General features: G+C 43.7%; 17 protein-coding genes. 11 read left to right on the top strand and 6 right to left on the bottom strand.

Annotation, left to right across the window (positions count from 1 at the left end):
* Positions 1-46: 46 nt before the first annotated feature.
* On the bottom strand, positions 47-1,003 hold the full coding sequence (locus QWZ07_RS10830) for a glycosyl transferase family protein (RefSeq protein WP_192852697.1): 957 nt from the start codon (positions 1,001-1,003) through the stop codon (positions 47-49).
* 237 nt (positions 1,004-1,240) lie between these two features.
* Between QWZ07_RS10830 and QWZ07_RS10825 the strand changes: the two genes are divergently transcribed.
* The 5 genes from QWZ07_RS10825 (at position 1,241) to QWZ07_RS10805 (ending at position 5,140) form a co-directional block, all read left to right on the top strand.
* On the top strand, positions 1,241-1,849 hold the full coding sequence (locus QWZ07_RS10825) for a TetR/AcrR family transcriptional regulator (protein ID WP_017109964.1): 609 nt from the start codon (positions 1,241-1,243) through the stop codon (positions 1,847-1,849).
* A 149-nt stretch (positions 1,850-1,998) separates the two neighbouring features.
* Positions 1,999-2,358 carry a hypothetical protein gene (locus QWZ07_RS10820; protein ID WP_102278338.1) on the top strand — a complete coding sequence of 120 codons (360 nt, stop codon included), beginning with the start codon at positions 1,999-2,001 and terminating at the stop codon, positions 2,356-2,358.
* Positions 2,359-2,450: 92 nt separating this feature from the next.
* The gene (locus tag QWZ07_RS10815) at positions 2,451-3,050 is read left to right on the top strand and encodes a thiol:disulfide interchange protein DsbA/DsbL (RefSeq protein WP_192852696.1); all 600 of its coding nucleotides are present in this window, start codon (positions 2,451-2,453) and stop codon (positions 3,048-3,050) included.
* A 237-nt stretch (positions 3,051-3,287) separates the two neighbouring features.
* Complete coding sequence (locus QWZ07_RS10810; protein WP_102339529.1) at positions 3,288-3,782, top strand: peptidylprolyl isomerase; 495 nt, start codon at positions 3,288-3,290, stop codon at positions 3,780-3,782.
* A gap of 215 nt (positions 3,783-3,997) precedes the next feature.
* Positions 3,998-5,140 carry a BamA/TamA family outer membrane protein gene (locus tag QWZ07_RS10805; protein ID WP_192852695.1) on the top strand — a complete coding sequence of 381 codons (1,143 nt, stop codon included), beginning with the start codon at positions 3,998-4,000 and terminating at the stop codon, positions 5,138-5,140.
* Between the two features lie 103 nt (positions 5,141-5,243).
* On the opposite strand, the gene QWZ07_RS10800 is transcribed toward QWZ07_RS10805, so the two are convergent.
* Complete coding sequence (locus QWZ07_RS10800; protein WP_192852694.1) at positions 5,244-5,666, bottom strand: c-type cytochrome; 423 nt, start codon at positions 5,664-5,666, stop codon at positions 5,244-5,246.
* Between the two features lie 151 nt (positions 5,667-5,817).
* Between QWZ07_RS10800 and QWZ07_RS10795 the strand changes: the two genes are divergently transcribed.
* Positions 5,818-6,462 carry a cytochrome b/b6 domain-containing protein gene (locus tag QWZ07_RS10795; RefSeq protein ID WP_192852693.1) on the top strand — a complete coding sequence of 215 codons (645 nt, stop codon included), beginning with the start codon at positions 5,818-5,820 and terminating at the stop codon, positions 6,460-6,462.
* Positions 6,463-6,479: 17 nt separating this feature from the next.
* Entirely contained in the window at positions 6,480-6,908 is a 429-nt protein-coding gene (locus QWZ07_RS10790; RefSeq protein ID WP_192852692.1) for a MarR family winged helix-turn-helix transcriptional regulator, read from the top strand.
* A 94-nt stretch (positions 6,909-7,002) separates the two neighbouring features.
* Here the strand turns inward: QWZ07_RS10790 and QWZ07_RS10785 are convergent, their stop codons facing one another.
* The 4 genes from QWZ07_RS10785 to QWZ07_RS10770 form a co-directional block, all read right to left on the bottom strand.
* The gene (locus tag QWZ07_RS10785) at positions 7,003-7,869 is read right to left on the bottom strand and encodes a DMT family transporter (RefSeq protein WP_192852691.1); all 867 of its coding nucleotides are present in this window, start codon (positions 7,867-7,869) and stop codon (positions 7,003-7,005) included.
* A 110-nt stretch (positions 7,870-7,979) separates the two neighbouring features.
* Positions 7,980-9,077, bottom strand: coding sequence for an alkene reductase (locus tag QWZ07_RS10780; RefSeq protein ID WP_076671327.1), 1,098 nt, complete (start codon positions 9,075-9,077; stop codon positions 7,980-7,982).
* A 14-nt stretch (positions 9,078-9,091) separates the two neighbouring features.
* The gene (gene gloA, locus QWZ07_RS10775) at positions 9,092-9,469 is read right to left on the bottom strand and encodes a lactoylglutathione lyase (RefSeq protein ID WP_017084654.1); all 378 of its coding nucleotides are present in this window, start codon (positions 9,467-9,469) and stop codon (positions 9,092-9,094) included.
* Positions 9,470-9,686: 217 nt separating this feature from the next.
* On the bottom strand, positions 9,687-10,622 hold the full coding sequence (locus tag QWZ07_RS10770) for a LysR family transcriptional regulator (protein WP_017066788.1): 936 nt from the start codon (positions 10,620-10,622) through the stop codon (positions 9,687-9,689).
* Between the two features lie 141 nt (positions 10,623-10,763).
* Here QWZ07_RS10770 and QWZ07_RS10765 point away from each other — a divergent pair, with 141 nt between their 5' ends.
* The 4 genes from QWZ07_RS10765 to QWZ07_RS10750 all read left to right on the top strand — a co-directional run bounded on the left by QWZ07_RS10765 (position 10,764) and on the right by QWZ07_RS10750 (position 15,849).
* Positions 10,764-12,014, top strand: coding sequence for an OmpP1/FadL family transporter (locus QWZ07_RS10765; RefSeq protein WP_192852690.1), 1,251 nt, complete (start codon positions 10,764-10,766; stop codon positions 12,012-12,014).
* Between the two features lie 675 nt (positions 12,015-12,689).
* Complete coding sequence (locus tag QWZ07_RS10760) at positions 12,690-13,601, top strand: hypothetical protein (protein ID WP_192852689.1); 912 nt, start codon at positions 12,690-12,692, stop codon at positions 13,599-13,601.
* Positions 13,602-14,233: 632 nt separating this feature from the next.
* Entirely contained in the window at positions 14,234-14,860 is a 627-nt protein-coding gene (locus tag QWZ07_RS10755) for a magnesium transporter (protein ID WP_102485193.1), read from the top strand.
* Entirely contained in the window at positions 14,860-15,849 is a 990-nt protein-coding gene (locus QWZ07_RS10750) for an efflux RND transporter periplasmic adaptor subunit (protein WP_017107610.1), read from the top strand. The genes QWZ07_RS10755 and QWZ07_RS10750 overlap by 1 nt, the downstream gene beginning before the upstream one ends.
* Positions 15,850-16,009: the final 160 nt, after the last annotated feature.

Genomic DNA, 16,009 nt, shown 5'->3' with positions numbered 1-16,009 from the left:
AAAAGGCCAGCAATCGCTGACCTTCTCTCAATAGCAAGACTATCGATTAGCGAGCACAATACGCCTCCCAAAGACGCAATGCTTTTGCATAGGCTTCGGCTTTATCGTGCGTTTCTGCAAATAAAATAGCGGTCATGCTATCCACGACACTGTTTGCCATCAGTTCCATCTCATCTTCCGGAGTACCCAATACACACTCTCGAGGAATCGACAGTTCTGTGTTCATGGTTCCTTCCCAATAGAAAGACTCCACCTTCTCAGGAGAACTCATCCAAACCGTTTGGCTTACCTTTGGATTATATTCCGACTCGCCATTCATGCCTTTAAATGAAATCACCGAGTGGGATTTATTGCCAATCACATGCTCAACTTCTGCATGAAGCTGTGGGAATCCAGGGTGAAAGCTGCCACGCAAGCCTAAACGTCCACCGCCAGGGTTTAATGCGCGAACCACTGTGTTAATTGGAGTACGCAGACCATAGCGATGTTTCCAACCAATCATGGTTTGAGCTTCAGGGGCGAAGTTCGCTAAAGGTAAGTAAGCAATGCCATCCGCTTCTAAGATCTGCTTTGCGTCCTGTGGGTCAGCAGCACTGCGAACACCAACAAGATGCAAGTGAGTCTCTGCGTGTGTGCGACCACTTGGCTTATCCATATAACCGTGCATCAGAATTTTGTAGCCATCGTCTGCCAGTATTTTTGCCGCCAGCAAGTTCCAAGGTTTGCCGCTAGCAGTATCGTTACGCTTACCTGCATAACACGGCCAATCAATATCTGCACCTAGGTCAGGAACGCGAGATTGGAATGCTTTTACAAAACCTGCAATCTCTTCATTGGTTTCATTCTGCACACGAATTAACATCAGTAGCATAGCCATTTGGTCGTCTCCGACCTCACCGCTTAAATACTCATCCATGATGCGATAGGCTTGTTCGAACGATAAAGGCTTACGCCCTCTTTCCCCTCGTCCAACAGTACGAATACACTCTAAAATACTACTCATTGACTATTAATTCTCTTCCGTAGATATCAATAAAATTTAATACGCCTTCGATTCTATGACACCCATAGCGCATTGCAAAGTGATTCAGTCACTATCAACCATTCCCAATGACAAGCCACCAAACTTCAAGTAAACAAATCGGTGCCTTGCAAGCGAATGAATTGCTGTTCTAAAAGTAAACCTAGTGGTGTAAAATTGACGTATGCAATGCGAACTAAAATGTTGAGTAGCACCCAAATGACTGTAAAAAAAACACTGAGCCAAAGAAAACGCGAATCTATCGTGACTGCTGCTATCGCAGAGTTTACCGAGCATGGCTATAAAGCCACCAGCATGGATAAAATCTCTAGCCGAGCAGAAGTATCTAAACGCACGGTTTACAATCACTTTGCGAGTAAAGAACTGCTACTGGATGAAATCTTAGACAGCATTTGGAGCAAAACACTCGCAGCGACTCAGTTCCCCTATCAAGCCGAACAACCGCTAGATGAACAACTTACCTCTATAGCCAACCAAGAGCTTGAGCTTCTCGAGTCTGAAGGTTTCATCGACTTATCTCGCGTACTGTTCTCTGAATATTTTCATAACGCAGAACTCGCGCATCAAGCGATGGAAAAATATTCTCAAGCTGAAAGCGGCCTGACAACATGGATAAAAGCGGCATTGGCTGATGGTCGTTTGGTTGAACTCGACCCATTGTTCGCATCCACTCAGTTTATCGCCCTGCTGAAATCTTTTGCATTTTGGCCACAGATCATTGGCCACGCCCCCTCTCCTGATAAGCAGCACAAGCAAATTATCATTAATTCCAGCGTCGAGATGTTCCTTAAACAGTACCAAGCGTAATAAAAGTTGAGCTCGGCTAAGTTTTGTTGGGTTTAATTAGAGATGCGTAAACGAGTGATGTATCATGCGCTCGTTTCACGCTTTCTTGTTTAGCGGTTGCAGAATGTGATTCATACCAACCTTAGTTCGGACACAAAGACCAATATTTCATGCCAAAGTTGATAAGCAAAATTTGGGTACATGCTTTTATGCTATTCGCTATGTTAGTGGCCACCATCAGTGTGGACAGTATCGCGAACGCCAATGCTATGCAGGCAACTCAAAATCTATCAACCTTATCGCAGAACACCGATTCCTCATTCGACACCAGTGACTCATTCCCATATTCCAGCGCGCAACCCAATGTAGAACACCACTGCTGTGGCTCTGTATGCTTACTTAAAATGCCACCGTTGATTGTGTCAGAATCTTTTGATACCCAAATTGGTTCATTGGCTTTAATCGAGAAAGAGCCTTCACACAAGGCGATCATGTCGCCACAAGCCCCTTACCGCCCTCCGATTTCTTAATTGTTTGTCCCTGTTTGGCAACGCTTGCCAACGTATTACTAATACAGCTATATCGCTGTAAACAATGACATCCAAATTTAGGAAATAAACACATGAAAAAGCTATTTAGCCTATTCGCAGCTCTGATCATGAGCGCTTCAATTAATGCCGCTCAGTTTGAAGAAGGTACTCACTACAAGATCCTCGACGTAGCGAAAGCAGATAAACCAGTCGTTACCGAGTTCTTCTCGTTTTACTGCCCTCATTGCTACAAATTTGAAGGCGTCATTGAGTACCTTAAACAAGATCTACCAGAATCAGCAAGCTTTCAAAAAGTGCACGTAGCGTTTATGGGCAACGACATGGCTGTGCCTATGGCAAAAGCTTACGCGACCATGATTGCACTCGACGCTGAAGACAATATGGTTCCAGCAATGTTCGCCAAAATTCACGAGAAGCAACAGACTCCAAGAAACGAAGCGGAACTGCGCCAGATCTTCATTGATAACGGTGTCGATGCGAAGAAGTTTGATGCGGCCTACAACGGTTTCGCAGTTAACTCAATGCAGAAGCGTTTTGATAAGCAATTTGATGCGAGCACATTAACTGGCGTTCCGGGCGTATTAGTTAACAACAAATACATCGTAAAACCGGATCAAATCAAGAGCTACGAAGAGTACAACCAGCTGGTGAATTACCTTCTAACGCTTTAATCAAAAGCGATAGTCTTTAAAACCTCAAAAGCCAGCGACCTGATCGCTGGCTTTCTTGTCTATACGAGCGAAGTAAACGCGCGATGGCACGCTCGAAGGTCATTCAGATCGCCCTGAATACACGTCAAAATCACTGTTCACTGGCATCCACCGTTATTTCTCATATACTGCACCCTATTACGTCATCCACTACTCTGTAGTACTCAAAATATTAGTACTCGAACATTGGGCACCTTTATGATTATTCTGACCACTAACTTTGGCGACATCGAAATTGAACTTAACCTTGAGAAAGCGCCAGTAAGTTCAAAAAACTTCCTTAAATACTGCCAAGAAGGCTTCTATGAAGGCACCACGTTTCACCGTGTGATTGAAGGCTTTATGATTCAAGGTGGTGGACACACTATCGACATGACAGAGAAGCCAACACACGCACCTATCGTCAATGAAGCAAATCGTGGACTAAAGAACGTGATTGGCTCAGTGGCAATGGCTCGTACAGACGCACCACACTCAGCAACGGCGCAGTTCTTTATCAACCTTGACGACAATGATTTCCTTGATCATACCGCGACCAGCAACGCAGGTTGGGGTTACGCAGTGTTTGGCAAAGTATCGGCAGGCATGGACGTGGTCAACAAGATTGCGCTTGCACCAACCACTACTCGCTGGGGACACGAAGATGTGCCTTGCGAAGATATCGTGATCTCGAAAGTCACTATTAACAACTAAGCCACAATCGGGCACCAAAAACCAACCTCAAATGGTGAGAACCCTTCTCACCATTTTTAATGCCCATGTTATCAATTGCACTTATTCTTGTACGGTATATTTCCAATACCTACCGTTCCTCTGCTATTAATCAGTATTCGTGACGTGTTATTATCGTCGCTCGCCGACGATGAAAGTTGAATGCGATTCTCTCTACATTGGACGTAACACCCTACATGACTCGACACTCTTTTTTGACAACAGCCTTTCTTTCGACTGTTGCCAGTTTCTCCAGTTCAGCTTTTGAAGTTGATACGCGAGAGTCACAAGAACCTGAACTGGATGACCAATTTCGTGTCATTGCTATCCCCTTCTACGATCCAAGTGTCGATACTGGGATTTCGGTTGTTCCTATCTACAACTTTTACGCAGATGGTGAAACCAAGAACGCATCAACCTTATCGGCAACCCTGACTTATACCCAAAACGACAGCTACTACATAAAAGGTAATGCAGACCTTTTATTAAACGGTGATTCCTTACGGTTCACTGGTGAAATGGGTTTCTCTAGCACCAACATCACGCTGGTTGATCTTGTCGATACCAACCATCAAGAATACGCTTTCGATGGTGATTTTTATTTTAAGATCTACGACAACATCTATCTGGGCACAGGGTTAAATTACTCTACCGCTCGTTATCTAGGGGACACGCCTCGCGATGATCTTTTACTTAAGTTCACAGGGTTTAATGAAGAATATGAAGCGGACATGGGAGCAAAACTTTCATTCCTATGGGATGAAAGGGAGCATTACTACTATCCGTACCACGGCTTCTTGTTTGAGCTGACTTATGAAGATCATGGCGCTTGGTTAGGTAATGATGAAGATGCGACTTACTCTTCGCTGTTTTCTGACTACCGTTTTTTCTACAGCTTGACGCACAACGACAATCACATCATCGCAAGCCGATGGGTCACGCGTTACCTACTTGATGCCGAGAATGCCCCTAGCAGTGCCTACAGTACCTATGGTCGACAAGGACGAAACGTTCAACGTGGTTTCGTCGCGGGTGATCACATCGCTTCACACATGACCAACCTTGAGATGGAATACCGCTACTCGATTTCTGGCTCATCAATTAATTTTCTAAACAACGTCGCCGTGGTCGGTTTAACGGGTGTCGGTAAAGTGTTTGGCGAAAGGCTCAACCCGAAAGACCCTTATCATAGCTTTGATGATGGCGACCTTCTGACCATGGTTGGCCTCGGATTGCGCTATCGATTAATGCGCCAAGAACGTATCAATGTACGTATGGACTTCACCTACAACAACGAAGATGAAGTGCTGGCGTATTTTAGTTTGGGTGAGAACATATAGTTTAACCGGACTTAAGCCTAGCTCTTGTTTATTTACGTATTTACAGCATCAAGCCTGTCGCGATTCGCACAGGCTTTGTTGTTTTTAAGCCCCTTAAAGTGACTTACCAACGCGAACGATAAGTACGATGACACGCTCGGCATGTGTTATTGGCCGCATCTAAACCACGTTCAGCCTTGCTAAGGTCCTGCTCAATACTCGCTTGTTGCAACTCCGTAAAACCTTGGTTCATCTGTAGCATCAGCTGATTGAATTTCTCCGGCTTACTCCACACCGCTTCTTTTGCTTTACCGCCCGTGTCACTCTCAGCAAAACTATTACTCAGTACAACTCCGTGCTCAACCAAACTCCCACTTAACTCCTCAACCTTCTTCCAATCTGTATTTCGGTTCCCTAATTCTGAAGACACTTGTTTATTGAGCTTTTCAATTGAACTAAAAGCCTGCTGGCGATTGTTCACAGCTTCCGTTGCGGCAATAGCCATCACCGGCACGGAGATAAGTAAAGCGATAGTCAGTTTTTTCATAGTGTCTTTCCTGTTTATTGGTCGGTTGATTTGTTGAGTTTTCAATCGTAATCGATGAGATGCATTTAATTTACACAACAACAGTTGCGCGCGCAACTGTTGTTGTGTAAATTAATGTCGCTTTGTAAAACGACAAGCAGGAAATTGAACGATGAAAATCTGGGATCTACCGACTCGACTCTATCACTGGCTGCAAGCAGCTCTGTTTATTGGCCTTGCTGTATCTGGTTTTAGCGGCAATGGCCCACACATTTATTTAGGGCTCGCGCTGTTTAGTTTGATTCTGTGGCGCTTGGTCTGGGGAATGATTGGTAGTGATACCAGTCGTTTTTCTCAATTCATTAGCTCCCCGAAGTCAGCTTGGCGTTACTTGCGCGGCAAAACTCAACCCAAGCCGGGACACAATCCGTTAGGTGCGTGGATGGTGATAGGAATGATCACGACTCTGTTTGTCCAATGTATAACAGGGCTTGTGATTGCTGGTTTCTTTGACAACTTGCCCTACTCTGATGTGATCATCACCGACACTGTATTTGATATCTTGGGTACGGCTCATGCTATCGCGGCACGTATGTTGGTCGCATTTGTCGTTTTGCATTTGCTGGCGATCCTTGTGTACAAACTACGCTCAAAGCCCTTGGTTTTAGCTATGTTCACAGGCAAACAAAATCAACCATCGCTAACAGATCATTTTGAAAATGGCAGTCAATTAGCTTTTTCATCAAATAGAAAAGCGTTGTTGGTGCTAATTGCATCGGTATTAGTTACGATGACAATAGTTGTAATGTCATCGTAAGAATTAGGTACTGACGGATGTCTCAAGAATTTGATAGACAAAATAGCTTTGGGTGGATGATCAATGTGGTCGCCAACAAAGCGAGCAAAGATTTTGATGTAGAACTCAAACAACACGGTTTGAGCCTTGCCCTTTGGCCAACCTTGATGTGCTTGTGGGAAGAAGAAGGCATTACGCAGCGCGACATCGCAGCGAAGTCCAAAGTCGAGAATTCGACAACGACTCGAACATTAGACAAGTTAGAAAAGCTTGAGTTGGTTGAACGCAGAGCCGATCCAAACAGTCGTCGTTCTTTCAGAATCTACTTAACGGAAAAAGGGAAAGCACTCGAAGAACAACTCGTTCCAATCCCTATTCGTTTAAACAAAGAATTGATGAATGAGTTGGACGCTGAAGAACAGCAGATGATGATCAAGCTACTTCAAAAGATGGTCGCAGCGATCTGATCTTACTGTGACCGGATCTTATTGCTAGTGCATGCTTAATGAGTTTTAAACATGCACTAACCAACAACCAATACTCGGCCTTGCGCCGAGTGTTTTATTTTCGTCTCGACCATTTGATATAACAAAATAGCGAACCAATAATCACCGCTCCACCTAGCAACTTTTGCATCTCAACTGTTTCACCCAACACGCTGACACTCAATAACAATGTCCACACTGGCTCAAGAATCATGATCAATGCCGCCACTTCCATGTTCACAGAATGCTGGCCCACAGTTTGTAGCAAGTAACGTATCGACGTCGCGATAACCGCTGAAACAATAAACCAGAAGACTAAGGTCTTGGTTATTTCAAAATCGGGTTGAGTTGTCATCGACGCAAATGCCAGTCCACTGATTCCTACAACAAAAAGCTGTACACAAATCGAAGCAATAGGCTTGATATTACTCATCACACGCTTGTTCATCACAAAGTGAACAGAAAGCGTCATTGATGCCAATAAGAAATAAATCTGACTCGGTTCTACATGCCAACCATTAGTCAGAGTAAGCAGTAACATACCGATAATCGCGATAGGAAAAGACATCCAAAATGCACGATTCGGTTTCACTCGGAAGATAATCCAAGAAACAAACGGCGCAATGATCATGGCGAGGCTCATGATGAATGCCCCTTCAGACAAGCTCTCGGTCACCGACACTGCATACACCCAGACTTGCAGTGAGGCAGACAGCAGCAAACCCACGCCGCAAAGAGACAAGATCTGCTTAAACGAAAGCTTACGAATATGATGAATACAAAACGGCAGAAGAATAAGACTCGCCACTAAAAACCGCACACCAATGAACACTGGTCCCGGCATTTCCAATACCACCAGCTTAGATGCAATCCATCCAACCCCAGCTAGCAGGGTGGCAAATAGAAGGTAAAGCTCTCCGCGCATCGCTTTCACATTCATCATTTAACTTGGTCCAATAACAAAAAAAGCAACCCGACTCTGCAAGGTTGCTTTTTATAAACATTCAACAGGATCAAGATACTATCTCAATACTCTGCTTCAGGCAGCTGTTTTTAGCCTGCGTATTCTGGGTAATCCGTTAAACCTTTTTCAGCCCCACCGAACAATGTATTTGGATCGTGGGCTGCAAGTGGGTAACCATTTTGAATACGAGCAGGTAAATCTGGGTTAGCAACGAATGGACGACCAAAACCAACCATGTCAGTTACGCCTTCAGCAACGGCTTTTTCGCCACGCTCGCTATCGTATTTACCCGCATAAATAAGGACACCATCGTAAGCTTCACGAACTGCCGCTTTAAATGCTTTTGGCGTTTCAGGTGCATCGTCCCAATCGACTTCTGCAATGTGCAGGTAAACAATTTTGTATAGGTTAAGTAGTGCTGCCGCAGCTGTGTAAGTTTCAACAGGCGTTGCGTCAACCGTGCCATTTAGCGAAGTAAACGGAGCAAGACGAACACCAACACGGTCCGCACCAATCGCTTCAACCATAGCTTCAACTACTTCACCCAAGAAACGCAGGCGGTTTTCAGTTGAACCACCGTATTCATCGGTACGGTTGTTTGCTTCAGAATCGATGAATTGGTTGATTAAGTAACCATTCGCGGCGTGAAGTTCGATGCCATCAAAGCCCGCTTCAATCGCGTTCAAAGCCGCTTGGCGATACTGTTCAACCACTTGTTTGATGTCTTCTTTGGTCATCTCACGAGGTTCAACCACATCAACAAAACCCGGTTCATCTGTACCGTTATCAATGAATACTTTTACATTCTCTGCTTTAAGTGCAGAAGACGAAATTGGTTGTTCACCACCAATGTTGTCTGGGTGCGTGACACGGCCTACATGCCAAAGTTGAGCGAAGATAACGCCCTCTTTCTCATGCACTGCATCCGTGACTTTTTTCCAACCCGCGATCTGCTCATCAGAATAGATACCCGGAGTCCAAGCATAACCTTGACCCATAGGTGAAATTTGTGTGCCTTCAGCAATGATCAAACCTGCCGAAGCGCGCTGAGCGTAGTAAGCCGCCATCATGTCGTTTGCTGAATTACCAGGTTGCGTCGCACGTGAGCGCGTCATCGGAGGCATAACAATACGGTTTTTAAGCTCAATGTTACCAAGTTGAATTGGTTGAAATAGTGCGTTTGTCATAATGATTTCCTCGATTAACCTAGTTGAATCAGTTCGATTTGGTAGCCGTCTGGGTCAGTGATAAATGCGATGTGCGTTGAGCCACCTTTTACTGGCCCCGCTTCACGAGTCACATTACCACCTAGCGATTTGATCTTGTCGCATGCTGCGTAAATATCTTCCACACCCAATGCCAGATGACCAAACGCGCTGCCCATCTCATACTCATTAGTATCCCAGTTGTACGTTAGCTCGATAGTCGTGCCGCCTTGTTCGTAGCCAACAAAAACTAATGTGTAGCGGTAGTCTTTGTTTTCATGGCGTTCAAGTTCCTTCATTCCCAATACCTTGGTGTAGAACTCGATAGACTTGTCTAAATCAGTAACTCGGATCATTGTGTGTAGGAATTTCATATTTCACCCTTATTAGCACCACAAGCATGGCGCCGTTATTATTTTGAGTGGAAGTTATCCACTAATCTTTGAGTAAAATAATACGATTCAGCGAGGAATTAAGGAAATTATCAAAAATTCTCAATGTGATAATTTTTTGTTATGAACGTTATGACTAGCACGAACTCAATGACACAAAAAAGGGAAGCCAATGCTTCCCTTCGAGTTAGACCCTCAATTAAAACCGCAAACGCCTATCTTTAAGCGCCTTCGACATTGCATCTGACGTACTGATGACTTGTTCTCTGAACCATTTATGAGCGGGGTCGCTGTTCTGCTTCTTCAACCAAATCAGGTAGTGAGACATCGGCTGATATTCAAAGGGTGGCTTGAACAGCTGTAAACTTAACTTTTCTTGGAACTGCACGGCCATAGATAAAGGCACCACAGTGATGTAATCGGATTGGCTACACAGCAAGATATTACTGAACAGCGAACGCCCATGAAATACGATTTTACGTTGGGACAGATCCAAAGAAGTGTAGTGATTCAAACTGCGAACTTTGCGTCGTGTTCTGTCTAATACGGCATGCTTTTCACTTAGGAACTGAGCTTCGCTGATTTCACCTTGGATTCGTGGGTGATCAGCTCGACACACGATCACAAACTCGCCCTCATAAAGTGTTTCACTGACAATACTTGGGTGTTCAGGCACCACAATATCGATCATCGCATCGAATTCTTGAGTCAAAAGATCTTCGTAAATGCGCTCATCACTGTCTGGTTGATCAAAGACTTCTAATGACAAGTTTTGATTAGGGAGCGCTGCAAAACTATTGAGCAGCACCCACTGTAAGTGCTCAGGCGCAGAAATCACAAACTTACGTTCAGAAGATTGCTCATCAAAGTTGGTCATCGACTGAAACACGCCATTGAGTTCATTGATCGGCGCTTTGATTTGTTCATACAAGCTTTGGGCATAAGACGTAGGCGCAACCCCTCTTCCTTTGCGAACAAAAAGCTCTTGGCCAATCTCTTTTTTTAGGCGGGCTAATGCGGTACTGATGGTCGATTGGTTGGTACTGAGTTGATCCGCAGCTTTACTTAAACTGCCCTGCTCCATCACCGCAGAAAACACGGCAAGTAGATTGAAGTTGGGGATGTCGTTGCTCATATATCATTACTCGTTAGGCGACCATGAGCACCATGCTATCGTAAAAACGATAGAATGAAATGTTAATTCGCTATTTTTCGACCCAATTTGTGAGACTACTATCAGCGCCTTAAAAACAGCTCCCAAAATAGGTTCTATTCCATGAAAAAACACGCACTTGCCATTGTAGTGTCAACACTTTCAACTCATGCAATGGCGGCTGGCCCATTGCTTCCTGAATTAGGTTCATTGAACGCAAGTACTGCAGGAGCTGGTACCGCAGCTCTAGCAGAGAGTGCTTTAACAGCTTGGACTAACCCGGCCGGCATGTCTCAACTCAAAGAAACCAACGTTACTGTAAATGCTTCCATTTTAGACACGACATTTGATTACGCTGATCAAGGATCAACAGGCCCCGCATTTTCAAATGGGGAGAACGCCGATGGCGGGACAACAACCCCAGCAGGCAGTTTCTACTTTGTCACACCAATCAACGATCAATTCCACGCAGGCCTTTCAGTTGCATCACAGGGTGGTTCCGGCGTTGATTATGGTGACAATTTCCACGGTGGTAATTTATTAGAAAACGTGGAGTTTATTACTGTACAAATTGCACCAGCCATATCGTACAAAGTAACTGACAGGTTTGCTGTTGGTGCTGCCATCAATCTGGAATACTTCTCGGCAAATGGTGAGCTCGATGTCTTTCCTGGAGTTATCTCAACGATTGGAGAGGGCAAGCTTGAGGCCAATGCCGACGATTTTAACGTAGGTTATACACTCAGTGCCTTTTACAAATTCAACGAAGCACATCGTATCGGTTTGATTTATCGCTCTGAGATCGCTCATTACGGTGAAGGTGATGTCAAAACAACGCAGCCAGGATTCAGAGGCAATATCGTCAACATGGATGTTGGACTAGATTTCATCATGCCACAACACGTTCAAGCAAGTGGTGTTCATGCCGTTAATCCGCAATGGGACATGCTTTGGAGTGTGACTTGGTATGACTTATCAATTTGGACAGACCTAACGCTCGACCTGAACAATGCACCAATTGAAATCGTTCAACGCGACTTTGATGATGTATGGAATTTCGCGATCGGTACACACTACCAACTTAATGACCAATGGCGATTAGAAACCGGAGTGAGTTACGAAACCTCACCGCAAGATGATCCGACAAAGGTATACATGGATCTCCCAATAAGCGACATATGGCGCTATGGAGTCGGTGCGACCTATCGAGTAAATGATAACTGGCAAGTGCGTGGTTACTACGACTACATCGACCTAGGTACGCCAAACATTGATTACACACTCGGCCTTGCACCTTCGCTAGGTAACCTTAACGGTCAATACAAGAGTCATGCACACTACTTTGGCCTACAAGCGAACTATCGCTTCAAGTAACGTTCAGTCCTGATCAACACTCACTCAGATAAGAATTAAACTTAGTCATTTAGTTAACTCTATACTAAATACCTGAAACTTTTATCTAAATATAAAGCTTAGTGCCCTGCTCGCTAAGCTTTTTTATTTGGACTAAGCATTTCATTTAATTCTCTTTTTGCTCTCCATCAATAAGCCATTTGTCACCGTTTTGATTTGTATTGATTATCAACCTAATACAACGCACAAACAAGGGCTTATTGTCTCATTTTTCATGACACTGTTTCACAGTCGCTTTCAGCTACTCAGCAAAGCTCTTTGTCTTTTTCACAACGCAGGCTGAAAATTGTGCATTTCACAAAACACGGTTCTTTCAACTAAACCTCTTAATTATCGAGCGTTATAAGCTTCAGCCCTTATTCAGCCTAATGTCGGAAATTGGAGGGGTGCTTTATCTACACGCTATTTATCTAAAGCCCAACAAACATATCAGTTCAAAAAAATAGCCCCTTATTTTTATAAAACTCGCTACTAATGAATAAAAAGCATTAGCTATCGTATTTGCGATGATTACAAAACGAATTATTACGTAGATTCATATTATTCACATCTTCTATATTTCTCGCCAACGAATAAACACTTCATGACCGTGAAGGTGAAGTGAACCCCCAACAAGTTATGACTGAGAGTATATATATGCTTAAAATTAAAAAGAGTTTCCTTTCTGTTGCCATTACTGCAGCAGCATTACTTTCAACAACAGCAAGTGCGCAAGAACAATTATCAGTACAAGAAGCGGCAAAAAAATCAGCCAACCCTGTGTCAGATGTATGGATGCTAATTACTCAAAATGATTATACCTTTCTAGAAAAAGAAGATGGTCACCATGAGATGCAAAACCGCTTCAGCTTTCAACCAGTAATGCCTGTACCTATCATGGATGGTGAATGGAACTTGGTGAACCGTTTGGTTGCCAACCACTACAGTTCACCAGGTGATCGTGAAGACGGTGATTTCTTTGAAGGACGTACAAACGGTATGGGAGACACTGTCTTTCTATCATTGGCAGCGCCTAACCGCGATGATGGGTGGATTTGGGGTGTTGGCCCAACGGTGATCATGCCAACAGGTACTGATGGTTTAACGCAAGATAAGTGGCAAGTAGGTCCTGCAGCAATGGTCGCTCGCCTTGGTAAAGAAACAGGTAACCCAGCCAGTATTGAAAGCTGGAACGTTGGTTTCTTAGCTCAGCAATGGTGGGATGTAGGCGGTAGCGACAGCGTTACTAAATCAACCAATCAAGCGGACATCCAGTACTTCTTAAACTATCGTGTCAGCAACACCGCGTTAATTGGTATGACACCTAATATTCAAATTGATTGGACAAAAGATGGTTCCGACCAATTTACTGTACCTGTCGGATTAGGCTATATCGATATGTTTAAGGTTGGGCCAATGCCAGTTCGTTGGGGTGTAGAACTTCAATATTACGTAATGAAACCAGACGCAAATGTTAATACAACCAATCCCGCTGAGTATGTGCCATATGCACCAGATTGGAACCTGAAATTCTTTATTGCTCCTGTTACATTAAACCCATTCAAATAATCGATAAAAATCCCCCTACAGGCTGGTCTAATTTATTTAATATTTTAGGCCAGCCTTTTTAGCACTTTTCATCGACTTCTATGATCCAAACCAAGTTAATGAACAATGTTTTCTATCTGTATATGAGCCTTTTCAAATAAATCACCCTACCGATTTAGAGTTATAACTACTAATCGTAATTACGATATTATCAAATCGTAATTCTGGGTAGATACTGGTCAAAACTCTTCCTATTATCCTGCTAACAAATCAATCATCAGCCCAAATAGAAAACTGACAAATGTTTTACTTTGGTATGTCAATTGTCATGGAAGAGCCCCTCGATTGCCGAGGTATTACACGTAATAAAACAGTCGCTAGAAAGCCGCACGAATATTAATTCGAACGCTTCATCGCCATTTCATTTACGTCTGCTGACAAATAATAAAGATTGATTTGTAGAGAAGCATATTCGCTTCTTGATACCGAGAATCGGTTGTCTGGACTGTGCAATATCACTTTAAATATCATCTGTTACTTTTGTTTATTATGAGCACTAATCTACCCACATAATAGACATCTACTTTTTAAGATGTCATTAAAGGTTACTTCTAGGCTGCAAATTCTCTCTTCTTATTGATGTAGGTTGAGATATGAACTTTATAAAAATCATTTTCCAGAAAATCTGGGCCGTTGTGATGGTCTTGATTAAATTCTGCCTGTTTATGGCGGTAATGTTTGCTGGTGCATGGGCTCTTGCACCGTTAGGCACAATCCATTCTAAAGACATCGACATGTCTCAATTCAACAATCATCCCAATGAAATGATGATGAACTTCTTCCAGATGGAGTACTTCTCTGGTTACTTGTTCTCAGTGACCATTGCTGTCGTATTAGCCGGTATTTACGGCATGTGGCAATTGCATGAACTGGGAGTGCATAAAGCAAAAGAGCACAAAAGCGCTCACGTACAGATCGTGTTTGCACTGTCACTTTGTGGACTGTTCATCAGCAAAACATTCTGGGTTATCGCCTTGGTTATCGCATTGGCGAACTGGAAACATATTGGTCAATCACTGAGTGATGTTATTCGCCGTGGTGTTCAGCCTAAACAAGATGCGACTAATGCAGCGACAGCCGCTGTCCACGTATCACCTGAACAATCGGTAACAGAGCCGTCTCCAACACAAGAGTCTCCAGTAGAACAATCTTCAAAAGAACAGTCTTCAGAAGAAAAGGCTCCAACAAAACCATCCCCTACAGAAAAAGAGGTCGCATAATGAAAGAGATGATGATTCCATACATCCTAATTGTATGGTCACTGTTTGCGACAGGTGCACTGAAGAAGAACTTCAAAAACTACACGTGGGCTGCCATTGGCGGCGTAACAATCCTTGCGGTATTAGCGGTTATCTCTCGCTTATGGGCACCGGTTGATTTAACGAACTCAACCACAGTGAAAGCACCACACGCGGTAATGTCACCTATCTTTGGTCAGCAGATCGACAAAGTGCTTGTTGAGCACAACCAAATGGTTAAAGAAGGCGACGTAATTTACACACTCGTCGACATCGATTCTGCCGCAGACAAAGCAAAGATCGAATCTTCAATTGTTCAGAAAGAAGAAGAGATCAAGCAAATGACTCGCGACTTAGAGCGCGCTGAAACTTCACCTGAAATCTTCAATATGCGTGATGTAGAAAAATACGACTCAGACCTTCGAGTGCTGCACGCTCAACTTGTATCGTTAAAAGCCGATCTACAAAAAGTAAATTGGGCGCAAGAGAAGAAAACCATTAGAGCGGAATTTGATGGTCAGGTATCGATAGTGAATATTGCTGAAGGTTCTGTCATGGGTAACATGCACCTCTACAACACCAGCAAAAAATTCCTTGAGATGCGTATTTCAGACCAAACTTACGGCTATGTTCAAGTAGGAGACTTCGCTGAGTTCTTCGTTGATGCCTACCCAGGGCATGTGTTCAGAGCAAAAGTACACAGCTTTAATGCAGGTACGGGTGAGTCGAGTATTTCTCCACTTCAGGGGCCACAAAGCGTCGGTCAACACGTGGTAAGAAACGGTAACGGTTTAGGCCGTACCATCGTACTTGAGATCATCGAACCAGAAGGTTTCAATATCCCAATTGGTTCAGCTGGCGCAGCTTGGATTTCTGCTGAGAAGCCACATCCGTTCTGGGGCTTTATTGATGTAATCGGTGCGGCAACGGTTCGCCTACAATCTTACAAGTCTTACTTAGGTGCTTGGTAAGTACTCAGGTTCTCGGTAAACACTTATATAACAGCCATTAATTCCAAATTAAATGCCCTGAATGTCAGGGCATTTTTGTATCTGTCACAAGCTCATCTGGCTAATTGATTCAGATCAATTAAAATCGTCAATACAATCATTAACAAAATAAAACATCGTA

The sequence above is a fragment of the Vibrio lentus genome (assembly GCF_030409755.1).
Taxonomy (GTDB): domain Bacteria; phylum Pseudomonadota; class Gammaproteobacteria; order Enterobacterales; family Vibrionaceae; genus Vibrio; species Vibrio lentus.
The sequence above is the reverse complement of the archived record's forward strand: the minus strand, read 5'-3'. Positions and strand labels throughout refer to the sequence as shown.